The 24,129-nt window shown below is 63.9% G+C and carries 17 protein-coding genes; 10 read left to right on the forward strand and 7 right to left on the reverse strand.

All coding sequences use genetic code 11. From position 1 onward, the window contains the following. Positions 1-406 precede the first annotated feature (406 nt). Together K0M74_RS14015 and K0M74_RS14020 are read right to left on the reverse strand one after the other, a co-directional pair. Positions 407-1,192 carry a 3-hydroxybutyrate dehydrogenase gene (locus tag K0M74_RS14015; protein WP_293973583.1) on the reverse strand — a complete coding sequence of 262 codons (786 nt, stop codon included), beginning with the start codon at positions 1,190-1,192 and terminating at the stop codon, positions 407-409. A gap of 25 nt (positions 1,193-1,217) precedes the next feature. Further along, the gene (locus K0M74_RS14020) at positions 1,218-2,375 is read right to left on the reverse strand and encodes a patatin-like phospholipase family protein (RefSeq protein ID WP_293973586.1); all 1,158 of its coding nucleotides are present in this window, start codon (positions 2,373-2,375) and stop codon (positions 1,218-1,220) included. A 151-nt stretch (positions 2,376-2,526) separates the two neighbouring features. Here K0M74_RS14020 and K0M74_RS14025 point away from each other — a divergent pair, with 151 nt between their 5' ends. Further along, positions 2,527-3,432, forward strand: coding sequence for a neutral zinc metallopeptidase (locus tag K0M74_RS14025; RefSeq protein ID WP_293973588.1), 906 nt, complete (start codon positions 2,527-2,529; stop codon positions 3,430-3,432). Next, positions 3,405-4,706, forward strand: coding sequence for an amidohydrolase family protein (locus K0M74_RS14030; RefSeq protein ID WP_293973591.1), 1,302 nt, complete (start codon positions 3,405-3,407; stop codon positions 4,704-4,706). Before K0M74_RS14025 ends, K0M74_RS14030 begins: the two co-directional genes overlap by 28 nt. Before the next feature lie 7 nt (positions 4,707-4,713). On the opposite strand, the gene K0M74_RS14035 is transcribed toward K0M74_RS14030, so the two are convergent. Next, positions 4,714-5,415, reverse strand: coding sequence for an HPP family protein (locus tag K0M74_RS14035; protein ID WP_293973594.1), 702 nt, complete (start codon positions 5,413-5,415; stop codon positions 4,714-4,716). A 167-nt stretch (positions 5,416-5,582) separates the two neighbouring features. On the opposite strand from K0M74_RS14035, the gene K0M74_RS14040 reads away from it, so the two are divergent. The 5 genes from K0M74_RS14040 to K0M74_RS14060 all read left to right on the forward strand — a co-directional run bounded on the left by K0M74_RS14040 (position 5,583) and on the right by K0M74_RS14060 (position 14,262). Further along, positions 5,583-7,649, forward strand: a complete 2,067-nt coding sequence (locus K0M74_RS14040; protein ID WP_293973598.1) for a S9 family peptidase — start codon at positions 5,583-5,585, stop codon at positions 7,647-7,649. A 175-nt stretch (positions 7,650-7,824) separates the two neighbouring features. Next, positions 7,825-10,650 (forward strand): valine--tRNA ligase, encoded by a 2,826-nt coding sequence (locus tag K0M74_RS14045; protein WP_293973645.1) that lies wholly within the window; start codon positions 7,825-7,827, stop codon positions 10,648-10,650. 154 nt (positions 10,651-10,804) lie between these two features. Next, positions 10,805-12,262, forward strand: a complete 1,458-nt coding sequence (locus K0M74_RS14050) for an MATE family efflux transporter (RefSeq protein ID WP_293973601.1) — start codon at positions 10,805-10,807, stop codon at positions 12,260-12,262. 98 nt (positions 12,263-12,360) lie between these two features. Then, complete coding sequence (locus tag K0M74_RS14055; RefSeq protein ID WP_293973604.1) at positions 12,361-13,527, forward strand: histidine kinase; 1,167 nt, start codon at positions 12,361-12,363, stop codon at positions 13,525-13,527. A 3-nt stretch (positions 13,528-13,530) separates the two neighbouring features. After that, on the forward strand, positions 13,531-14,262 hold the full coding sequence (locus tag K0M74_RS14060; RefSeq protein WP_293973607.1) for a LytTR family DNA-binding domain-containing protein: 732 nt from the start codon (positions 13,531-13,533) through the stop codon (positions 14,260-14,262). 61 nt (positions 14,263-14,323) lie between these two features. Here the strand turns inward: K0M74_RS14060 and K0M74_RS14065 are convergent, their stop codons facing one another. Beyond that, positions 14,324-14,677: a UrcA family protein gene (locus K0M74_RS14065; protein ID WP_293973610.1), complete on the reverse strand. Its 354-nt coding sequence runs from the start codon at positions 14,675-14,677 to the stop codon at positions 14,324-14,326. 246 nt (positions 14,678-14,923) lie between these two features. Here K0M74_RS14065 and K0M74_RS14070 point away from each other — a divergent pair, with 246 nt between their 5' ends. After that, entirely contained in the window at positions 14,924-15,415 is a 492-nt protein-coding gene (locus K0M74_RS14070; protein WP_293973612.1) for a hypothetical protein, read from the forward strand. Positions 15,416-15,419: 4 nt separating this feature from the next. On the opposite strand, the gene K0M74_RS14075 is transcribed toward K0M74_RS14070, so the two are convergent. Continuing rightward, entirely contained in the window at positions 15,420-15,833 is a 414-nt protein-coding gene (locus K0M74_RS14075; RefSeq protein ID WP_293973615.1) for a hypothetical protein, read from the reverse strand. Between the two features lie 133 nt (positions 15,834-15,966). Here K0M74_RS14075 and K0M74_RS14080 point away from each other — a divergent pair, with 133 nt between their 5' ends. Next, positions 15,967-17,499 carry a BCCT family transporter gene (locus K0M74_RS14080; RefSeq protein WP_293973618.1) on the forward strand — a complete coding sequence of 511 codons (1,533 nt, stop codon included), beginning with the start codon at positions 15,967-15,969 and terminating at the stop codon, positions 17,497-17,499. A 17-nt stretch (positions 17,500-17,516) separates the two neighbouring features. Here K0M74_RS14080 and K0M74_RS14085 read toward each other — a convergent pair whose 3' ends face one another. Next, on the reverse strand, positions 17,517-19,595 hold the full coding sequence (locus K0M74_RS14085; protein WP_293973621.1) for a M13 family metallopeptidase: 2,079 nt from the start codon (positions 19,593-19,595) through the stop codon (positions 17,517-17,519). Positions 19,596-19,830: 235 nt separating this feature from the next. Between K0M74_RS14085 and uvrA the strand changes: the two genes are divergently transcribed. Further along, positions 19,831-22,722, forward strand: a complete 2,892-nt coding sequence (gene uvrA, locus K0M74_RS14090; protein WP_293973624.1) for an excinuclease ABC subunit UvrA — start codon at positions 19,831-19,833, stop codon at positions 22,720-22,722. A 102-nt stretch (positions 22,723-22,824) separates the two neighbouring features. On the opposite strand, the gene K0M74_RS14095 is transcribed toward uvrA, so the two are convergent. Next, complete coding sequence (locus K0M74_RS14095) at positions 22,825-23,883, reverse strand: histidine kinase dimerization/phosphoacceptor domain -containing protein (protein WP_293973627.1); 1,059 nt, start codon at positions 23,881-23,883, stop codon at positions 22,825-22,827. Positions 23,884-24,129: the final 246 nt, after the last annotated feature.

The raw sequence follows: 24,129 nt of genomic DNA on the forward strand, positions 1-24,129 counted from the left end.
TAAAAATGACTGATCCGGATCTCGCCCGCACGATCGCCGCCAAGACGACGGACCCGAAGCGCGCGCCCACCAACCTCAACAAGCCGGCCCAAAAGAAAGGCCCCCCTTTTTGCAGCCGCAAATCGCCAAAATGGCCCAGCGTCAGTTCCATCCAAACCTCCATCCAAGTCAGGACAGAGAATCAGACTTCCCACAACCCTTCAACCCTCATTCAAAACACGATGTGTGAATGCCGTAGCCCGTCGGGAGAGGGTTGCGAAGACTTGCCAACTTGTTGGCTAGTCGTAGCTGGGTGAGGGGATTAGGCGTGGCGATGCACGCAGCGCCCGACACCCTCATCCAACTCCGCCTAATCGCTTTGCGATAAGGATTCATATCCTTCTCCCGCAAGGGGAGAAGGTCTCCGTCACGCCGCGGTCCACCCGCCATCGACGCTCAGGTTCGCGCCGGTGATGTTCGCCGCCTCGTCGCGGGTCAGGAACGATGCCAGCGCCGCGACCTGTTCGACCGTCACGAACTGCTTGGTCGGCTGCCCCGCCAGCAGCACATCGTTGATCACCTGCTCGCGCGTCATTCCGCGGGCCTTCATCGTGTCGGGGATCTGTCCCTCGACCAGCGGGGTCCAGACATAGCCGGGACTGATACAATTGGCGGTGATCCCCGCGTCGGCCACTTCCAGCGCGACGGTCTTGGTCAGCCCGACCAGCCCGTGCTTGGCGGCGACATAGGCCGATTTGAACGGCGAGGCGACGAGTGAGTGCGCCGACGCTGTACCGATGATCCGTCCCCACCCCTTCTTGCGCATGCCGGGGACCGCGTGGCGGATCGTGTGGAACGCCGACGTCAGGTTCAGCGCCAGGATCAGATCCCATTTCTCGACCGGGAAATCCTCGATCGGCGACACGAACTGCGTCCCTGCATTGTTCACCAATATGTCGACGCCGCCCATGTCGGCATCGGCGCGCGCGAACATCACGGCGATCGCATCTACCTTGGTCAGATCGGCGCCGTCATAGCTCGCCTTACCGCCGCTCAAGCCTTCGAGCGCGACGCGCTCAGCCTCGATCGCCGCGGCGTCGCCAAAGCCGTTGATGATGACATTCGCGCCCTCGCTCGCCAGCGCCTTGGCGATGCCCAGCCCGATGCCCGACGTCGATCCGGTGACGAGCGCGGTTTTTCCTTGAAGACGCATGTTGGTTCCTTTCGCTGGGGGCGTGTCAGTTGATATCGGGGTCGATTTTCGGCTTCAACATATTGGCTTGCAACGCAAAACTGCCCGAACGGCCCTCGGCGACACTTTCCGCGAGCAAATGCCCGTCCTTCATCGCCGCCTCGACCGCCTCATGACCCAGCGCCCAATTGACCTCCATCGTCGATCGCGAAAACTCGAAATCGCGCGCGCCTGTCTGCCATTTTGGCGGCTGATGGATCAGCTGCACGACGTTCAGCGCCTTGCAATCGACCATTTTCTTCACCGCTTTCACCTCGGGCAAATCGGCCATGCTGGGCGGCAACTTCGCCAGCATCCGGTCGATCAGTTGATGCTCCTTGCGCCGCCGCACCAGCCCGTCCGAAATCCGCCGCGTGCGGCTGGAAAAACGAATGTCCTTCTCGCGCGACCAAGCTTCCTCCATGTCATGCGGCCGGTCGCCGCGCGCGGGGAACAGGTCGACCTGGAACACCAGCATATCTTCATGCGCCGCGTCGACGACATGCTCGAGCGGGGTGTTCGACACCAGCCCGCCGTCCCAATACCAGGTGCCGTCGATCTCGACCGGCGGCAGCCCCGGCGGCAACGCGCCCGACGCCAATATATGCCGCGCATCAATGGTATCGACCTTGGTGTCGAAATAGCGGAAATTCCCCGTCTCGACCGCCACTGCGCCGACCGACAGCCGCACATTGCCCGTGTTCACTCGCTCCCAATCGACCAGCCGGTCGAGCGTCTCGACCAGCGGCTTCGTATCGTAAAAGCTCACCGCCTCGGGCGTCTGCCGCTCGGCGAACATCGGCGGCGGGAAGCGCGGGGTGAAAAAGCCGGGGACGCCGAACGCCATCACCTGCCCGGCCGCAGCCATATGCGCCCATTCGCGCGCCCAGTCATTGTCGGCGGTGGGCAGCGACGGCATCGCCGACGACACGCCGTTCCAGAATTCGCGCAGCTTGCCGACCGCGGCGTCGCGCGGATTGCCTGCGATGATTGCGGCGTTCACCGCGCCGATCGAAATCCCCGCGACCCAGTCGAGCTCGATCCCCAAGTCGATCATTGCCTCATACACCCCCGCCTGAAACGCGCCGAGGGCGCCGCCGCCCTGCAGGACGAGCACGACAAGGTCGGGGAGCGGGAGCGCGGCGGTTGCGGCACGGCGTGGCATAGAGATGGGAGCCTTTGGTTCGCGAAAGCGCGATTGGTGCGCCGCAGCATAGATCATTGCAAGGGCGTCGTCCAACGCGAAGCCTCTTTCAATTGCCCGTCGCTGCTGTAACTAACGAAATGAAACGGACACTTAGCGGCGGAGAACCCCCATGCGCCTCGACGATTATGATCCCGGCGACGATATTCGCGACCTCGGCCGCGGCGGGGGGGGCGGCTTTGGCGGCGGTGGCGGCGGCCTCGGCGGCTTGCTCATCGGTTTCCTGCCGATGCTGCTCGGGCGCAAGCTGGGTTGCGGTACGATTCTGCTGATCGGCGCGGTTGCCTTTTTCCTGCTCGGTCCCGGCGCCAATATGCTCAGCAGCGGCGGCGGCACCGCCGATCCGGCGGCCGATAGCCGCGGCGGTACCGGCGTCGCTTGCGACACCGCATCCGAACGCTTCGCCTGCAACGTGTTCGGATCGACGCACACGGTGTGGGAAGGGCTAATTAGCGGTTATCAAAAGCCCAGACTTAATTTCTTCACCGAACGCAACAGCTCCAAATGCGGTGCGGCGCAGGCCGCGATGGGGCCATTTTATTGCCCCGCCGACCAAGGCGTCTACCTCGACACAACCTTCTTCAACGAACTGGAGCAGAAATTCGGCGCCGCGGGCGACGCCGCGCAAGCCTATGTCATCGCACACGAAGTCGGCCATCATATCCAGACGATCAGCGGCATTTCGAATCAGGTCCGTCAGGCGCAGCAACGCGCCTCGCAGGCCGAGGGCAATGCATTGCAGGTCCGCATGGAATTGCAGGCCGATTGCTACGCCGGAGTCTGGGCTGCACGCGCCAAGACCGCTGCGGGTCAGTCAGTGATGGAAGCGGGCGATATGGAGGAAGCGATGCGCGCCGCCAATGCGATCGGCGACGATACGCTGATGCGCTCGGCGGGCCAGCGTCCGGTCCCCGAAAGCTTCACCCATGGGACCAGCGAACAACGCATGAGTTGGCTGCGCCGGGGACTGCAATCGGGGGATCCACGCCAGTGCAACGCATTCGACTCCGCTATCTGACCGCTGCGCTCGCGGCGATTCTCGCCGCGACGCCCGCGGCGGCGCAAACGCTGTATGTCGAGGCCGGACGGTTGATCGACGGCGTGACCAACGACGTCCGCACCGGTCAGTGCATCACGGTCGAAGCGGAGCGGATCAAGTCGGTTGCCCCCTGCGGCGCAACTCCTGCGGGCGCCACGCGGCTCGACTGGTCGGTCTTTACCGTTCTCCCCGGACTAATCGACCTCCACACCCACCTTGCCGATCTGGGCCAGAGCGCCGACCTCGCAGCGCCGATCAAGGCCTCGCCCGCCGAAACCGCCCTCGTCGGGGGGGGCGCCCCCCGCGCCCCCCCCCCCCCCCCCCCGACGCTCGATGCCGGCTTTACCAGCGTGCGCGACGTTGGCACCTATCGCGGTCTCACCGACGTAACGCTGCGCAATGCGATCGAGCGCGGCGACATGCCCGGCCCACGGATGTGGGTCGCGGGCGCTTACATTACGATGCCCAAAGGCGGCGGCGAATTGAACGGCGTGGTCCCGAACGAACAACTGCCGCCCGACATGCGCCTCGGCGTGGCCGCGACGCCCGAGGAAGCGGCGACGAAAACGACCTTCCTTCTCGATAGTGGCGCCGATTTCATCAAGACGATCGCCACCGGCGCGGTGCTGGCGATCGGCACCGAGCCCGGTGCGGTCGAACTCAGCGAGGAATATCTTCGCGCGGTGGTGAAAGTCGCCCATGCGCGCGGCAAAAAGGTCACCGCGCACGCGCATGGCGCCGAGGGCATCAAGATTGCCATCAACGCGGGGGTCGACAGTATCGAACATGCCAGCCTCGCCGACGAAGAGGCGCTCCAACTCGCCAAGGCGCGCGGCACCTGGCTGGCGATGGACATTTATAACGGCACATACATCGACGATGTCGGTACCAAAGAGGGCTGGCCCGCCGAATATCTGCGCAAGAACCGCGAAACTACCCACGCCCAGCGCGCCGCCTTTCGCCGCGCGATCGAACTCGGGGTGAATATCGGTTACGCGACCGACGCCGGCGTCTATCCGCACGGCCTCAACGCGCGGCAATTCCGCAACATGGTCAAATATGGGATGACCCCGATGCAGGCGATCCAGTCCGCCACCGGCCGCGCCGCGATCGAGATGGGCCGCGATGACATCGGCGCGATCGTGCCGGGCCGCTTTGCCGATATGGTTGCGGTGAAAGCCGATCCGCTCGCCGACATCACGGTGCTCGAAAAGATCGACCATGTGATGAAAAGCGGCTCGCTGGTGCGGTAGCTGTCGCCTATCGCTTGCCCGCCCGCGCCGCGGCATGAACCTCGGCGCGTTCGAGCAGCAGCGCCAGATCCTCGCGGCTGATGTCAAAGGTTTCGCCAAGATCATTGAGCGCCGCGTCGATATCGCCCATCGACAAGCCGGAATCCTCGGCCCGCGTCAGTGTCTTTCCTTCAACGGGTTTGGCGCGGTGCGGATAGGAATGCCCTGAAAAGCGATGAAAGGCCCAGCCGATCGCGACGAGCAGCAGTGAGTTGACGAACACGACGACCAGAAAATCGATGACATGCGCGGAGAACAGCGGATAGCCGCCTAGCACCGCGCTAAGTGCCGCCGCGCCGCCCGGCGGATGCAGGCAGCGTAGCAGCGACATGGTCAGGATTGCGCCCGAAACGGCAACCGCCGCCGCGATCGCCGGATCGGGGATGGCTTGCGCCGCGATCGCGCCGATGATCGCCGAAATGACATTGCCGCCGACGATCGACCATGGCTGAGCGAGCGGGCTGGCCGGAACGGCAAACAACAGCACCGCCGACGCCCCCATCGGCGCGACGATCCAAGGCATCGACGATGGGAACAGGGCGGCGCAAATCAGCCCGACCAAGCCGATCCCGATCACGGCGCCGATACTCGCAATGACACGGTCGCGCAGGCTCGCCCCCGCAAGCAGCGGAACAAACAATCGGCTCGTGTTCAAAATGGCGCGGAACATTGGTTATCCCATTCGCTTGACCATCGGCGCGATGAGGCCTTTGCAGCTGCGCCGCCAGAGAGGTTTCGTTGCCGGTCCGCAAGCCAGAATATGGCCCGCTTGCCAACGATAATGAATTCCCGCGCGTTCGTCCTTGAACGCGCGCGCCTCCCCGCTAAACTGCTTTCATGCGAAGCCATATCTTGACCAGCGCAATCGCGCTCGCCGCCGCCCTGTCCCTTCCCGCCTTTGCCCGGCCGATGACCGAGGTCGATCTGGCGACGCTGAAGCGCGTCGCCTCGCCGACCGCGTCGCCCGATGGCCGCTGGGTGGTGTTCCAGATGACAGAGACCGCGCCCGAGACCTACAAGCGCGCAACCGGACTGTGGTTGGTCGACCGCAATGCCAAGAACGCGGCGCCGGTGCGCGTCGCCGATACCGCCGACAAGAATGAAACCGCCCCCGCGTTTCACCCGGACGGCAGCCTCTATTTCCTTTCCAACGCGTCGGGCAAGAGCCAGGTCTGGCGGATCGATCCGAAGGTCGGCGGCGCTGCGGCGCAAGTCACCGACACCGCCGCCGATGTCTCGGGCTTCAAAATCTCGCCCGACGGCAAGCGCCTGCTCGCCTGGGGCGACGTGCCGCGCGAATGCACCGACTTCGGCTGCGATGCCAAGGACAAGGGCGCTCTCCCCGGCCCCGGCACCGGCCGTTTGTACAAGGACGGCGCGGGTTTCGTGCGCCATTGGGACAGCTGGGAGACGCCAGGCACCTACAGCCGCCCCTTTGTCTTCAATCTCGACGGCGGCAAGGCTAGCGTCGCGCGGGCGATCGACGGCGGGCTGATCGGCGACAGCCCCTCGAAACCCTTCGGCGGCCGCGAAGAACTCGCCTGGGGCGCCGACAGCCGCACCGTGTATTTCACGCTGCGCAAGGCCGACAAGGACGAGCCGACATCGACGAACCTCGATATCTACAGCTGGCTGGTCGACAGCCGGATGATGCCGCAGAATTTGACCGCGGATAACAAGGCCACCGACACCCTGCCCGCCCCCTCGCCCGACGGCCAATGGCTGGCTTATGCCGCCATGGCGCGTCCAGGGTATGAGGCCGACCGGCAGGTGCTCATGCTGCGGAGCCTCGAAAGCGGCGAAACGCGCAAGCTGACCGATGCATGGGACCGCTCGGTGGGTTCGATCGCGTGGGCCGCGGACGGCAAATCGCTCTATGTTACCGCGCAGGATGTGCTCGATCACCCGGTGTTCCGCGTCGATGTGAAGACCGCCAAAGTGAGCAAGCTCAAGACGACGACCGAAGTCTATGAGGGCAATATTGGCGACGTCACCCCGCTGCCCGGCGGCGCCCTGCTCTACTCGCGCAACAGCATCGCGGTGCCGACCGACCTGTTCATTCGCGACGCGAAAGGCAAGGTCACCCGCCTGACCGACGTCAACCGCGCCCAGCTCGCCGAGATCGATCCCGTCGATGCGAAACGATTCAGCTTCAAGGGCGCGAACGGCGACACGGTGTGGGGGCAGATTGTCAAACCCGCCGATACCAAGGGCAAAATTCCGGTCGCCTTCCTCGTCCACGGCGGCCCGCAGTCGAGCTTTGGCAACAGCTGGTCGACGCGCTGGAACCCGCGCCTTTTTTCGGCGCCCGGCTACGCCGCAGTCAGCATCGATTTCCACGGCTCGATCGGTTACGGACAGGCGTTCACCGACAGCATCAACCAGAATTGGGGCGGCAAGCCGCTCGAAGACCTCAAGCGCGGCCTTGCTGCCGCAGGGGCGCGGGACGCCAATGTCGACACCGCCAACGCCTGCGCGCTTGGCGGATCCTATGGCGGCTATATGATGAACTGGATCGCGGGCAATTGGCCCGATGGCTTCAAATGCCTGGTCAACCATGCCGGGGTGTTCGATCTGCGCGCCATGGCGTTCGAGACCGAGGAAACATGGTTTGACGAATATGATCATGGCGGCCCTTGGTGGCAGCGCCGTGACGCCGAGAAATGGAACCCGGTCAACCATGTCACCAAATGGAAGACCCCGACGCTGGTGATCCACGGCGAAAAAGATTTCCGTATCCCCTATAGCCAGAGCCTCGCGGTGTTTCACGCGCTGCAGCGGCAGGGCGTCGAGGGCGAATTGCTGGTTTTCCCCGACGAGAACCACTGGATCCTGAAAGGCCAGAACAGCGTCCAATGGTATCAGACGGTGTTCGGGTGGATGGGCAAGCATCTGAAGAAATAGGGCGCGTCCTGTTCCCCGGCGACAGCCGGGGCCCAGAGAGTTGGAACGCGCACCTCGCGTGCGCCATCTCGACACCGGCTTTCGCCGGGGAACAACCCTAACGTCGACAGGATGCCCTAACCGCGCCATTGCCCCCTTGCCGCGCCGCACCATGGCTGGCAAAGCGCGGCGCATTATGCCGATGGAAAAAACATTCGATCCCGCCGCGATTGAGGCGAAATGGGCTCACGATTGGGAGAGCCGCGGGCTGTTTCGCCCGCATCGCCCCGACGCCACGCCGTTCACGATCGTCAACCCGCCGCCGAACGTCACCGGCGCGCTGCACATCGGCCATGCGCTCGACAACACATTGCAGGACGTCCTCGTCCGCTACGAACGCCTGCGCGGCAAGGATGCCTTGTGGGTCGTCGGCATGGACCATGCCGGCATCGCGACACAGATGGTCGTCGAACGCCAGCTAGAGGCGCGGCAGGACAAGCGCACTAATTACACCCGCGAAGATTTCATCGACAAGGTGTGGCAGTGGAAGGCGGAAAGCGGCGGCCAGATCACCGGCCAGCTCCGCCGCCTCGGCTGCTCGATGGACTGGAGCCGTGAGCAGTTCACGATGGACCCGCATTTCACCCGTGCGGTGGTCAAGGTGTTCGTCGACCTCCACAAAAAGGGCTTGATCTACCGCGACAAGCGGCTGGTGAACTGGGATCCGAAGCTCAAGACCGCGATTTCGGACCTCGAGGTCGAGACGCACGAGATCCAGGGCGGCTTCTGGCACTTCAAATATCCGCTCGCCGACGGCGTGACCCTCGACGACGGGCGCGATTATATCGAGGTCGCGACGACGCGCCCCGAAACGATGCTCGCCGATATGGCGGTCGCGGTGCATCCCGACGATGCGCGCTACCAGAGCGTGATCGGCAAGTATATCCTCCAGCCGCTCACCGGGCGCCGGTTCAAGATCGTCGCCGACGAGCATGCCGATCCCGAGCTGGGCAGCGGCGCCGTGAAGATCACCCCCGGGCATGACTTCAACGACTTCGACGTCGGCAAGCGTGCGGGCTTCAAGCCCGCCGAGATGCTCAACATGCTCGATGGCGATGCCAATGTCATCCAGACCGCCGACGGGCTGATCCCCACCGAATATCTCGGCCTCCACCGTTTCAAGCGCGACGGCATTGACGGCGCGCGCGAACTGGTCGTGCAGCGGATGAAGGACGGCGGCTTCCTGATCCCGCATGTCGACAAGGACGGCGGCGAGCACGATGCCGAGCCGCGTACGATCCAGACGCCGTTTGGCGACCGCGGCGGCGTGGTGATCGAGCCGTGGCTGACCGACCAATGGTATGTCGACGCCGAAACGCTCGCGCAGCCGCCGATGGCGGCAGTGCGCGACGGCCGCATCAACATCGTCCCCAAGACGTGGGAAAAGACCTTCTTCAACTGGATGGAGAATATCCAGCCGTGGTGCGTTTCGCGGCAGTTGTGGTGGGGTCACCGGATTCCAGCATGGTACGGCTATGAATTCGAAATGGTTGATGGCCGAGCGGTATTCTCGGGGCAAAAGTGCTTCGTTGCTAACAGCGCTGAGGACGCTCGCATTCTGGCTGAAGACTATTTGGCCACTCTTCGAAAGAATTCTGACTTATTCGCTTCTGCTGAGGTCGAAGTGATGGATGATTGGAATCCAGAACTCGAAGACATCGAGCTGATGGACAATCGAAACTACCCAATCTGGCGCGACCCCGATGTCCTCGACACTTGGTTCTCCTCCGCCCTCTGGCCCTTCGCCACCCTCGGCTGGCCCGAGGATAGTGACCTCGTCAAACGCCACTACCCCAACGACGTCCTCATCTCCGGCTTCGACATCCTGTTCTTCTGGGATGCGCGCATGGCGATGCAGGGGATGGAGTTCATGGGCGACGTGCCGTGGAAGACGCTCTACCTCCACGGCCTCGTCCGCGCGCCCGACGGCGCCAAAATGTCGAAGTCGAAGGGCAATGTCGTCGATCCACTCGGGCTGATCGACCAGTACGGCGCCGACGCGCTGCGCTTTTTCATGGCGGCGATGGAAAGCCAGGGCCGCGACATCAAGATGGATGACGCACGCCTCGCCGGATACCGCAATTTCGCGACCAAGCTGTGGAACGCCGCGCGCTTCTGCGAAGCCAATGGCATTTCGGCATCGACCACCCTCGAAGCCCCTGCGGCGACGCTCCCAGTCAACCGCTGGATCATCGGCGAAGTCGCAGCGACCGTCACCGCGATAGAAACCGCCTTCGCCGCCTACCGCTTCGACGAGGCCGCGAACGCGATCTACAGTTTCACGTGGGATCGTTTCTGCGACTGGTATCTGGAGCTGATCAAAGGCTCGATCGACGACGAGACGAAGGCTGTCGCCGGCTGGGTGCTCGACCAGATTCTCGTCATGCTCCACCCCTTTATGCCCTTCATCACCGAAGAGCTGTGGACGGGGCTTGGGGACCGTGCCGACTATCCGCTGATCACCGCCAAATGGCCCGCGCCGGACGGCGCGCGCGATCGCAATGCCAGTGCCGACATCGACTGGCTAATCAAGCTGGTCAGCGAACTGCGCGGTGCGAAGGCCGAACTCGGCCTGCCGCCGGGTGCGCGCCTGACCGCGCATTTCCCGGCGTCGCTCAAGGGCCGGACCGAAAAACTCGCTGCGCAGCTTGACCGCCTCGCGCGCCTCGAAACCGTCAGCTTCGACCCCGCACCCGCTGGCGCTTCGGCGCAGCTCGTCGTCGAGGGCGAAACGATCACCGTCCCGCTCGAAGGCGTGATCGACATCGCCGCCGAACGCGACCGTCTGAGCAAGGCGCTCGCCGCCGCGGCGAAGGAACGCGACGGCCTCGCGGGCCGCCTGAACAACCCGTCGTTCGTCGAACGCGCCAAGCCCGAAGCCGTCGACAAGGCGCGCGCCGACCATGCCGCGAAAGAAGCCGAAGCCGAACGCCTGTCCGCCGCACTGGCAAGGCTGGGGTGAGCGAACACGCCAAATCCTCCCCGCTCGCGGGGAGGTGGCAGCCGGAACGGCTGACGGAGGGGGTTGGCGTCCTACCGCAACGCTGCGTCAGGAGGCGAGCCCCCTCCACCATCCTGCGGATGGTCCCCCTCCCCGTTACGGGGAGGATCCGCTTATGACCGACGGCGAATCCATCACTCTCACCCCGGTCGCGGTCGCCAGCGACCCCGCGTCGGCACCCCTCCCCCCGCGCCAGACCGCGCGCGGCGGCATGGACCTGACCAGCGGACCGATCGCGAAAACGCTGATCATCTTCGCCCTCCCGACGCTCGCGTCGAACGTCCTTCAGACGCTCTCCGGCTCGGTCAATTCAATCTGGGTCGGGCAATTCTTAGGCAACAGCGCGCTCGCCGCGACCGCCAACGCCAACATCATCATGTTCCTGATGTTCGCGACCTTTTTCGGTTTCGGCATGGCCGCGACCGTGCTGATCGGACAGGCAATTGGGCGCGGCGACATCGACGCGGCTCGGCGCGCAGCAGGGGGTGCGATCGGCCTTGCCGCGCTGTTCGCGGTTGTCATTGCGATCGTCGGCTGGTTCACCTCCGACGCGATATTGCGCCTGCTCGAAACCCCGCCCGAAGCCTTTGCGCTGGCTCATGATTATCTGCGCGTCACCTTTGTCGCGATCCCCGCCAGCATGATTTCGGTGACGCTGATGATGGCGTCGCGCGGCGCGGGCGATGCGGTGACGCCGCTGCGCTTCATGGTGCTGACCGTCGTCATCGACATTGTCCTGAACCCGGTGCTGATCCTCGGGCTCGGCCCCGTCCCGCGCCTCGGCATCGCGGGCAGCGCGCTCGCGACCGCGATTGCCGGGACGATCAGCCTGATCGGCATGGTCATCTGGTTCTATGCCAAGGACCACCCGCTCCGCCTACGCGGCCGCGAGCTTGCCTATCTGTCGCCCAGCTGGCGCGAGCTGCGCTTCATCATCGCGCGCGGGCTGCCGATGGGCGCGCAGATGCTCGTGATTTCGGGTGCGGGGCTTGTCATGGTCGGGCTGGTCAACCGCGAAGGGCTCGTCACCGCCGCCGCCTATGGCGCCACGCTCCAGCTGTGGAATTACATCCAGATGCCCGCGCTCGCGGTCGGCGCCGCGGTCAGCGCGATGGCGGCGCAGAATATCGGCGCGCAGCGTTGGGATCGCGTCGCGACGATCACCAACAGCGGCATCACGATTAACCTCGCGATGACCGGCGTGCTGATCGCGCTGCTCCTGCTGTTCGACCGCGCCGCACTCGCGCTGTTCCTCGGCAGCGGCAGCGAGGCGATCGAGGTGTCGCGCCATATCCAGTATATCGCGACCTGGACCTTCCTGCCCTTTGGCACCACCATCGTCATCATCGGCACCCTGCGCGCCAATGGGTCGGTCGTCCCGCCGCTGATCATCCTGGCGCTGTCGATGTTCCCGATCCGCTTCGGCATCTATCATTTTGCCTATCCGGCGCTCGGCGCCGACGCGATCTGGTGGAGCTTCCCGCTGTCCTCGCTCGCCTCGCTGGCGATGGCGTGGGCGGTGTATCGGCGCGGCGGCTGGCGCCGTGCGCTGCCGCAACCGGGCACGCGATAGGCGCCTGGCTTTCGACCAATGCGCGCGCGCCTTCGACTGGCGACCCGGTGTCTGCTATCCTTGCTACCGGTTTTGACGCTAAAGCAGGCGCAATGAACATGACCCTTCGCAAAGACGCGCTGCGCGACCAGCGTGCAAAAATGTTGGCGGCGGCGCCCGACTGGCGCGCCTCCGATGCCCGCGTCAATCCGCGCGTCGCGATCGGATCGATCATCGCGATGTGGCTGCTCTATTTCCTGATCACCACCGGGCTCGGCCTGCTGACCGGCGTGCCCGAGCAATGGGCATCGGCCGGACGGCGCGGGCTGGTGGTCGTCGCGGGAATATTATGTACCTTCGTGCTCTACCAACTGCTCCAACGCGCTCAGCCGCAAAGCTTTGGCGCGCGCCTTGCCGCAGCCCTGGGCGCCGCCGTGCCGCTCGTCATCGTCTATGCCACGGTCAATCTGTTCGTCTTCTATTACTGGTTCCCGGTACCCGAAGCGGCGAAAATCATCGAAGAAATGCAGGCAAAATACCCCGGCGCGTGGGAAACCGTGCTGATCCTCGACAGCTCGATCCGCTGGTATTTCTTTTTCGCGGTATGGGCGGCGCTCTACGTCGCCTTTGGTTATGCAAGCGAGATGCAGGCGGTCGAGCGGCGCGCCAATCATTTCCGGCTCGAGGCGAAGAACGCGCAACTGCGCGCGCTCCATTATCAGGTCAATCCGCACTTCCTGTTCAACACGCTCAATTCGCTGTCGGCGCTGGTGATGCGCGGGTCGAAAAGCGAGGCCGAGACGATGATAATGAACCTGTCGTCCTTCCTGCGCTCCAGCTTGGCGATCGATCCCGAACAGCTAGTCAGTCTTGAGGAAGAGATCGCGCTGCAACGCCTGTATCTCGACATCGAACAGACGCGCTTTCCCGACCGCTTGCAGGTCGAGGTGACGATGCCCGACGAGCTGAAAAACGCCTGCGTCCCGGTGCTGATCCTGCAACCGATCATCGAAAATGCGATCAAATATGGGGTTGCACCGACCAAGGGTAAAATTGCGATCCGCCTGCGCGCCAGCGCCGAATATGGCCTGTTGGTGCTGCGCATCGACAATGACATTGATCCCAAGGCGCCGACCCCGGCGTCGGGCACCGGGCTTGGCCTCGGGAACGTCCGCGAGCGACTGCTGACCCGCTACGGTCCGACCGCCGGATGCGAATGGGGACCGTCGGACGATGGCGGCTTTGTCGTGTCGCTTTGGCTACCACTGTCACGGGAGGCTCGCTAAGCCATGATCCAGACGCTGCGCACCCTGATTGTCGATGACGAACCGCTCGCGATCGAGCGGTTACAGATTTTGACCGGGCAGCAGGACGGCGTCTCGCTGGTCGGCACCGCCAGCGATGGTGCCTCCGCACTGCGCATGGTCGATGCGCTCGCCCCCGACCTGGTGCTCTGCGATATCGCGATGCCCGACCTCAACGGGCTCGAGGTTGCCGCCGCGATTGACCGGCTCGACAATCCGCCCGCGGTGATCTTTGTCACCGCCTTCGACCAATATGCGGTTGCCGCCTTCGATGTCGCGGCGGTCGACTATCTGCTCAAACCGGTATCGCCCGATCGCCTTGCCCGTGCGCTGGCGCGGGTGCGCGAATGGCGCGCGACCGAACGGGCGCCGAGCCAGAAAAGCAAATGGATCAACGAATTCTGGGTCCAGAACCGCGGCGAAATGCTGCGCATCGATGCGGGTCAGGTCGATCTGATTGAGGCCGAGCGCGACTATATGCGACTTCACGTCGGCGCGCGCAGCTGGCTGATCCACCAGACAATCAAATCATTGGAAGCGCGGATGAATCCCGACCAGTTCATGCGGATCCACCGATCCAAAATGGTGCGCCGCGATGGTATCGTCGGGTTAAAACATCATGGTGACGGCGCGTGGAGCGTCGATTTGGGCGAAGGCGGCGTTCACCGCGTCGGGCGCACCTATCTCCACGACGTCAAGGCAATCATGCACGCTTGAATCGGAAAAGGCGGCCATGCTGTCCAAGCACGACCGCCTTTTGACAAAACTTGCCGCGCCGTCAGGGCGCCGAAACCATGATCGTCTGGCCACTGTCGGCCAGCCGGGTGCCATCACCGTTCAGCAGGCTCGCCAGTTTAATATCGGCATCGGCCATCGTTACCTTCTCGCAATTCAGCGCGTGGGCTCGCTCGTCCAGCGTCAGCCGATAATTCGGGCGACTATTGCACACGGTGCGCACCGCCGTCTTAACGCGCGAACTGAGCCGATCGCGCCCTTCGACGCTCGCCAGGTTCAGGTCGTTGTAGCGCACGACAACGGTACGCCGCTCGCCTTCGTCTTCGGCCGCGGCCGGGACGCTCAGGCCGATACACGCGATCGGCGCGCTCAGCAGGATTAGGGATAACTTCGCCATGGGGGAGTCCTCTCTTGGGGGATGATGCGGGACACGAGGGCTCCGGACCGGGGAGACCAGAACCCCCGCATCCCGCAAGTTGGTGATACCCCCTAGACGTCATCAGAATCGCGTTTGGATCGATGGGCGCAAACGGCGGCTCGATTACCGGACGAAAGCCGTTCCTCCATCGACGAACGGTCGGCTGGCGTGCAATTTCATTACGTCGGACTTGCGTCCAACGCGCGCGCATGGCCCAATCGGCATATGGCGAGAAAATTATCTTTCGCCGCGAGTCGGCATAGCGGCGTGCGGCTGTTCCGCTGGTCCGCGCTGGCGCTCGCCGGGGTCACGAGCGGGATGCTTCTGGGCGAGATGGCGGCCGGACAAAGATTGGGCGGCGGAACAGGCGAACCCGCGACTTATTCGCACCTCAGTGCCAATCCAGACGCGGCGGCGCCACCCGCCGGGGGCGCCGCGCCATGCCTCGATTGCCGCGACAGCTACGGCGTCGCCGCCCGTCTGCGCGCCGACCGCGAAAGCCGGATGAGTGATGAGTTTCGGGAATTGGGCGCGGTGGACGTTGATCCGCCAGAGTCCGGCGAGCTCGATGACGGTTATCGCTATGGCGGCCGCTTTCCAGACCAGCCGCCGCGCGAGGCGAGCACGCGAACATCCGACGCGCAGCTCGTCGCCTCCAGCGCGGTCGGCGACGAGCCGCTGGTCGCCGAAACGTCGGCGCCAGCGACGGAATATTGATCTGTTAGCGCGGCTGCGGCGCGACCGGCTGGGCGCAGCGGGTGGTATCGCCCGCCTTGCACGCCGCGACATCGGCCTCCCACTTCATTCGCTCTTCAGCCGACATCGCGGCGACGCGCGCCTTTTCGGCTTCATAGACCGCGGTTTCTTCGGCGAACTCGGTCTGGTCATGCGCGACCTGCTGCGCAGCGGCCGACACTTCCTGCTCATAGGTGGTGGTTTCAGCCTTGGCGCGCGACGCCTGTTCGGCGTTCAGCCGCGCGGTGTTCGACCGTTCCTCCGGCGTCGTCCCGTCGGGCAGCTTCTTTTCGGCCACCGGCGCTTCGATTGGAGTCGCGGCCGGGGTTTGAAGCGCCGCTGCCTGTCCGGTGCCGACCAGCGCCAACGCGGTGGCCGCCGCCAAAATCATTCTGCTCATCAAAGTCACTCCTGAAATCCAAAGCTTTGGCCGTCCAACGCATGGCCGCATAGGGCGTTCCCGCTGGCGAATTGACCTTGGCAAGGTCAAAGGTCATGCTCGCCCGCCCCACCTTGTCCGATCGGACGTCGATTTGCCAGCATCGCTGAAGCACCCCCTCAATCGCCCGGTCTTTTTCACCCCGCTCGCGGTCCTGCTCGCGGCGTTGATCCTCAGCCTGTGGCAAGGCGCCGCGGTTCTTGCTGCCGAAACCGCGATCAACGACTGGATTCTGTACCATTTCTCGCCGCTGTTCGCCTGGGCCGGGCTCGCGTTTCTGGCGTTGCTAGCAGGGATTGCGCTGTCGCCGCTGGGTGGGCAGATCATTGGCGGCGCAGGGGCAAAACCTATCCTCACCCGCTGGCGCTGGTTCGCCGTGACCCTCTGCACAACGATCGCCACCGGCATATTGTTCTGGGGTGCCGCTGAACCGCTGTTCCACCTCAACGATCCGCCCGCGATGCTGGGGTTACAACCCGGCAGCGACGCCGCGGCGACCTTTGCGATGTCGACGATGTTCCTGCACTGGACGCTGACGCCCTATGCCATCTACACCGTCGCCGGGCTGGCCTTCGCGCTCGTCTATTACAACCGCCGCGAACCGTTCAGCCTGTCGTCGCTGTTCGTTCCGTTGCTGGGCCAGCGCGCGCACGGCCCAGCCGGCACTATGATCGACATCGTCTGCCTCTACGCGCTCGTCGCCGGCATGGCGGCATCGATGGGCGCAGGCATCCTCGCACTGGCGGGCGGGATCGAGGGGATCGGCGGCTTCGTCGGCGGCACCCCGCTGCGCTGGGCCATCGCCGCGGCGATCGTTGGCAGCTTCCTGATCTCCGCCGCGACCGGCCTGCAAAAAGGCATCGCCGGCCTCTCGGTGCTAAACACCTGGTTGTTTTTCGCGATCATCGCCTTTGTTTTGATCGCGGGGCCGACGGCCAACATGCTCGGTCTGTCGCTGCGCGCCGGAGTCGATTACTTCCAAACCTTTATTCCCCGCAATCTCGGTCTCTACGTCGATACCCACTGGCATCGGCAGTGGACTATCTTTAATTGGGCCAATTGGTTCGCCTGGGCGCCGGTCACCGCATTGTTTCTGGGCCGACTTTCCGTCGGCTACAGCGTCCGCGCCTTCATCCTCTACAATCTGATCCTGCCGTCCTTGTTCGGCGCGGTGTGGATGACCGCAATTGCGGGGGCCACCATCGCGCTCGACCAGCAGAGCGGCGCCAGCCTCTATGCGATCCTGACCGAGCAAGGACCGGACCCAGTGCTGTTCCGCCTGTTCAGCGCTTTGGGCGGCGGACCCGGCGTTGCTGCCGTGGTCCTGTTCGCGATCTTCCTGTCCTACGTGGCCGGGGCCGATGCCAATGTCTCGGCGATGAGCGCGCTGTCGACGCGCGGCATAACCCCCGACGCCCCCGAAGCTCCGTTGGGGGTGCAAGCGGTTTGGGGCATCACCGTTGGGCTCGTGGCGCTGGTCCTCGTGGCAAGCGGCGGCATCGACGGCATCCGCATGATGTCGGTATTGGGCGGTTTTCCGGCGCTGTTCGTGATCATCGGCGCGGCGCTCTCGCTGACCGTGATGGCGGTACGGGGACGGCACAACGCCGCCCCCGCCCCGTCCTGAGAAAGGGGTCTCAGGACTTACCAGATTTTCATGCGCTCTTCGGGCTTCAGATAATATTTGGCACCCGCTTGAACGCTGAACGCCTTGTACCAGGCATCGACGTTGCGGACCGGCCCGATGATGCGCCAGCGCGCCGGGCTGTGCGGGTCGCTCGCCACCTGCTGCTTGATCGCATCCTCGCGCTGTTTCGCCCGCCACGCTTGTGCAAACGCCAGGAAAAAGCGCTGATCACCGGTCAGCCCGTCGATCACCGGGGCAGGCTTGCCGCCGAGCGAGCGATGATAGGCGTCGTAGGCGACCTCCAGCCCGGCGAGATCGGCGATATTTTCACCCATCGTCAGGTCGGGATTGATGAACGCGCCGGGCGCGGCTTCATAGGTCGCATATTGCGCCCCGAATGCCTTCGCCGCGGCATCGAACTTGGCTGCGTCCTCCACCGTCCACCAGTCACGCACCGCGCCCTCGGCATCGATCTTGCGCCCCTGATCGTCAAAACCATGGATGATCTCGTGCCCGATCACCGCGCCGATCGCGCCATAGTTGACGGCGTCGTCGACGCTTTCGCTGAAATAGGGCGCCTGCAAAATGCCCGCCGGGAACACGATCTTATTCTCCAGCCCGCCGTTATAGGCGTTCACTTCCTGCGGGTTCATCGCCCATTTCTTGCGATCGACGGGCTTGTTCAGATCGCCCAGCGCATAGGCATATTCGAACGCCGAACTGCGCTTCACATTGCCGTAAAGATCGGTCGGATCGATCTTCAGCGCCGAATAGTCGCGCCATTTGTCGGGATAGCCGACCATCACGTCCATCTTCGCCAGCTTGGCCAGTGCGGCGTCTTTGGTTGCGGGCGCCATCCAGCTGTTGGCACGAATGCGGTCACCCATCGCCAGCTTGAGGTTGGTGACGAGCACCTCCATCTTTGCCTTGGCGCTCGCCGGGAAATATTGCGTGGAATAAGTTTCGCCGACCAGTTCGCCCAGACTGCCATCGACCAAGGTCAGCCCGCGCTTCCAGCGGGGCCTCAGCTCGGACACGCCACTCAGCGCTTTGCTATATTCAAAGCGGCTGTCGACGAACACCTTCGACAGATAAGGCGCGGCATTGTCGGCGACATGGAATTGCTGCCAAAGCTTGATCGTGTCGAGCGGCGTTTTGGCATAGAGCGCGGCGATATCGCGCACCGCGGTCTTTTCGGTCACGATCAGGCGCTTTTGCGGTCCGATGCCAGCGCCCGCGAACCAGGAGCTCCAATCCAGACCGGGAGCATAAATCGTCAGTTCATCCGACGACATGGGATTGTTGACCTTGCCAACGTCGCGGCGGTCGGCGACCGCCCAGCTGACTTTGGCTATTTCGGTTTCGAACGCCATGATCGCGTCGGCCGCTTTCTCAGGGTCGGCATTACCGACCATCTTCAGCGTCCGCGCAATATGGGCGCGGTAGGCATCGCGCTGCGGCTTGAAGCCGTCGGTCAGATAATAGTCGCGATCGGGAAGTCCGATCCCGGCCTGACCCAGCCAAAGGACATTGACCGTAGGATCGGCGGTGTCCGCATAGGGGCTGCCGCTCACCACCGTCGATCCAAACGTCCCTTGCGTGGCGCCCATGAAGCGCGCCATTTCGGCTTTGTCCTTGATCGCGGCGACGGCAGCGATGTCCGCCATCAACGGCTTGGTACCCAGCGCGTCGACCCGCGCTTCGTCCATAAAGCTTTTATACAGTCCGCCGACCTGGCTCGTCGCGGGTGCGCCGGCAACGACATTGCGAAGCTGGCGCTGGGTCAGGTTATAGACATCATAACCGACCCCCGCCGACGCCTGATCCGACGGAATTTCGGTGCGGGCGAACCAGCCGCCATTGGCATATCGGTCGAAATCGTCGCCGGGTTTTACCGTCGGGTCGCGCGCGTCCAGATCGACGCCCCACTTGCCAAAGGTCAGCGCCTTCAGCGATTCCGTCCCGGCGCCCGATGCGGCTTCGTCACCAGCCGCGGTCAGCGAAGCAACCGGCCCCACTTCCTTTGCCAGCACCGGTGTGCCAACCAGCATCGCAGCAATCGCAAGGCTCGCAGCGCCTCCAAATAATTTGGTCATTCCCCAGTCTCCCTGCTGTTCTCCGCAACGTCCCAAAGGGACGAAGGCATATTCAGCTTGTCCGCCCGTGACGCCAAGCGGTCAAGCAAGTGATACGACGCTTGGTCGAAACCTTTGGGATGTTGGTGGAAAGCCGGTGCATTGCGGGGGGTGTCCACGCACCCTATCTAAAGCGCAATGCCGAGCCGAAACGCCCCCTTGCGCCACAAGAACAAATCTGGAACATGCATCTCCCATGAGTCTCACCCACATCTCCGTGCGCGGTGCGCGCGAACATAACCTCAAGGGCGTCAACGTCGACCTGCCGCGCGATGCGCTGGTGGTGATCACTGGCCTGTCGGGCAGCGGCAAATCGTCGCTGGCGTTCGACACCATCTATGCCGAGGGGCAGCGAAGGTATGTGGAATCGCTCTCCGCCTATGCGCGCCAGTTCCTTGAAATGATGCAAAAGCCCGATGTCGAACATATCGACGGGCTGTCGCCGGCGATCAGCATCGAGCAGAAGACAACGTCCAGAAATCCCCGGTCCACCGTCGCAACGGTGACCGAGATTTACGACTATATGCGTCTGCTGTGGGCGCGCGTCGGCATCCCCTATTCGCCCGCGACCGGTAAGCCGATTTCGGCGCAGACGGTCAGCCAGATGGTCGACCGGGTAATGCAATTGCCCGAAGGCACCCGCGCCTATCTGCTCGCCCCGGTCGTGCGCGGGCGCAAGGGCGAGTTTAAGAAGGAACTCGCGCAGTGGCAAAAGGACGGCTTCACCCGCGTCCGCATCGACGGCGAATTTTACGAGATCGGCGAAGCGCCGGCGCTCGACAAGAAATACAAGCATGACATCGAGGTGGTCGTCGACCGCATCGCGGTGCGCGAGGGGCTGGGTACGCGGCTCGCCGACAGTTTCGAGACCGCGTTGAAGCTCGCCGAGGGGCTCGCCTATGTCGACCTCGCAGACGGTCCGGTACCGGGGCGCGAAGAAGAGGATAGCGGCGGCGCGATGAAGGGCGCGGGCATCCCCGCAAACCGCCTGATCTTCTCCGAGAAATTTTCCTGCCCCGTTTCGGGCTTCACGATCGCCGAGATCGAACCGCGGCTGTTCAGTTTCAACGCGCCGCAAGGCGCCTGCCCCGCGTGCGACGGGCTTGGTGAGCGGCAGGAGTTCGACCCCGACCTCGTCGTTCCGAACCATGCGCTTAGCCTGAAAAAGGGCGCGGTTGTGCCTTGGGCGAAATCGAACCCACCCTCGCCTTATTATATGCAGGTGCTCGAAAGCCTGGGCAAAGCCTATGGTTTCGACCTGACGACGCCGTGGCAGGATCTGCCCGGCGAGGTGCAGCTCATCATCCTCTACGGCAGCGGCGGCAAGCCGGTCGAGCTGACCTTCAAGGACGGGCGGCGCAGCTATACGACGCACAAGGCGTTCGAGGGTGTGATCGGTAACCTCAACCGCCGTCTGCTCCAGACCGAGAGTGCGTGGATGCGCGAGGAGCTTAGCAAATATCAGACGCCGCAGCCGTGCGAGACGTGCCACGGCGCGCGGCTGCGCCCCGAACCGCTCGCGGTGAAGATCGCGGGTGAGGACATCAGCATGTCGGCGCAGCGCTCGGTCGCCGACGCGCTGGCGTGGTTCTCCACCCTCGACGAGAAACTGAACGACACGCAGCAGCAGATCGCCAAGGCGATCCTCAAGGAAATCAACGCGCGGCTGGGCTTTCTCAATAATGTCGGGCTCGATTACATCAACCTCAACCGCACCAGCGGAACGCTCAGCGGCGGCGAGAGCCAGCGCATCCGCCTCGCCTCACAAATTGGGTCTGGTCTCTCGGGCGTGCTCTACGTCCTCGACGAACCCTCTATCGGTCTCCACCAGCGCGACAACGACCGCCTGCTCGCGACGCTTAAACGCCTCCGCGACCTTGGCAATACGGTGATCGTCGTCGAACATGACGAGGATGCCATCCGTCACGCCGACTATATCGTCGACATGGGGCCGGGCGCTGGTCTGCACGGCGGCGAGATCGTCGCCGAGGGGACCCTTGAACGGGTGCTCGCGAACGAGAACAGCCTCACCGCTGCTTACCTCACCGGCGCGAAGAAGATCGACATCCCTACGCACCGCCGCAAAGGCAATGGCTTCGACCTCGTGCTCAAGGGCGCGCGCGCCAACAACCTCAACAATGTCACCGCCAAGATTCCGCTCGGCACCTTCACCTGCGTCACCGGCCTGTCGGGCAGCGGCAAATCGAGCCTGATCATCGACACGCTTTATGCCAGCGCGGCGCGCGTGCTCAACGGCGCGCGGATGATCGCGGGGCCGCACGACAGCCTGAAAGGACTGGAGCATTGCGACAAGGTGATCGACATCGACCAGTCGCCGATCGGCCGCACGCCGCGCAGCAACCCCGCGACATACACCGGCGCGTTCACGATCATCCGCGACTGGTTCGCGGGGCTGCCAGAAAGCCAGGCGCGCGGGTACAAGCCGGGGCGCTTCAGCTTCAACGTCAAGGGCGGGCGCTGTGAGACATGCACCGGCGACGGACTGATCAAGATCGAGATGCACTTCCTGCCCGACGTCTATGTGACGTGCGAAACGTGCCACGGCAAACGCTACAACCGCGAAACGCTCGAGGTAAAGTTCAAGGGCCACAGCATCGCCGACGTGCTCGACATGACGGTCGAGGATGCGACCGAATTCTTCAAGGCGGTGCCGTCGATCCGCGAGAAGATGGCGATGCTGGTGCGCGTCGGGCTGGGTTACATCAAGGTCGGGCAACAGGCGACGACCCTGTCGGGCGGCGAAGCCCAGCGCGTCAAGCTGGCCAAGGAATTGTCGCGGCGCTCGACCGGACAGACGCTGTATATTCTCGACGAGCCGACCACCGGGCTCCATTTCGAGGATGTCCGCAAGCTGCTCGAAGTGCTCCAACAACTGGTCGAACAGGGCAACAGCGTGATCGTGATCGAGCATAATCTGGACGTCATCAAGACCGCCGACTACATCCTCGACCTTGGCCCCGAGGGCGGCGTGAAGGGCGGCGAGATTGTCGCGAGCGGCACGCCCGAGCAGGTCGCGAAGAACCCGCGCAGTTTCACGGGGCAGTATCTGGCGCCGATGTTGAAGTAGCGGCGTCGGCTTCCGTTTCGTCCTAACGCTACCCCCGCATTCCCGTTCGACACGAACGGAATTTGAGATGGCCGCCGGCTCAAGTCCGGGAAGCAGACCAAATCAAACCGCCGTTTCCTCCGCCGGGTCGTTTGCCGCGACTTCGCGCGCGATCGCTTTGGTGTGGACCAGAGATACGCGCGTTCCCGGCGTGGTATCCTTCACCGTGATCTCGGCGCCGAGCTGTTTGGCGAGCGCCTGGACGATGCGGGTGCCGAGGCCGGCTTGCGAATCCGCGCCGGTTTCGGGGATGCCGACGCCGTCGTCGCTGACCGACAGCGTCCAGTCGTCGCCCTGGGCCGCATAGCCGACGATGACATGGCCCTGGCGTCCTTCGGGGAAAGCATGCTTCAGCGAATTGATCACCAGTTCGGTGACGACCAGCCCGATGCTGACCGACATGTCGCCGCCGACCGACACTGGGTCGACCGCGGTGGTCAGCGTCAGCTGTTCGCGGTCATATATCATCGACGCGCCGATGCTGGCGCACAGCTGCGCCAGATAGGGTTCGAGCTCGACTGCGCTGCCATCCGAATGGGCAAGGTGGCGTTGCAGGGTCGCGATCGACATCACGCGTTGATGCGCGTCGCTCAGATGCCCGCGCGCCTCTTTCGACTGCACCTTGCGCGCGCTCTGCATCAGGATGCTGGCGATGATCTGCAGGCTGTTGGCGACGCGGTGCTGCATTTCGTGGAGCAACGCGGCGTTGTCGAGGACCAGACTTTTCTGCCGCTTTTCACTCGCGCGCGCGTCGGTGACGTCGATGACGGTGACCAGCATCCGCGTCTGCTGGCTGTCGCCATAGTCCAGCCGCTGCGCCTTGACGACGACGCAGCGCGTCGCCCCGGCGCTGGTGTCGATCTCCATCTCATACGCCTCGACCTCCGCCTGCCCCGACAGGGTTGCGTCGATCAGCGAGTGGAGCCGCGGCAGATCCCATTGCTGGTTGTCGAGCGCATAGATCGACTGGCCGGTGACGGTGTCGGGATCGATACTAAACGCGGCACAGAAACTGTCGCTCGCCGCGACGATCTCCAGCCGCTCGTCGAGCAGCAGCAGCGGCGCGTCGGACGCAAGCACCACTGCCAGCCCAAGGGTGCGGCCCAGGTTGATCTGCGCCATATCGGCGGCCTGCGGCCATGCCTTCCCGGTCGACCCGGACCGCGGAGCGCGGCCTTGTCGGCAACCTGTCGCGGGGGAAGCGAGTCGGCCCCATCGCCGACATTCACCCGTAAAGCCGGATGATAGCACGCGGGCGGGGCGCCGCGCGTATGAATTCGGCGGGCCGGCGGGCCGCCCCGTTGGCGCAAAATAACTCCAATCTTGTCATACTTGTCACTCCCTCAGCCTCCAAAGTTTCGAATGGGT

The sequence above is a fragment of the Sphingopyxis sp. genome (assembly GCF_019459305.1).
Taxonomy (GTDB): domain Bacteria; phylum Pseudomonadota; class Alphaproteobacteria; order Sphingomonadales; family Sphingomonadaceae; genus Sphingopyxis.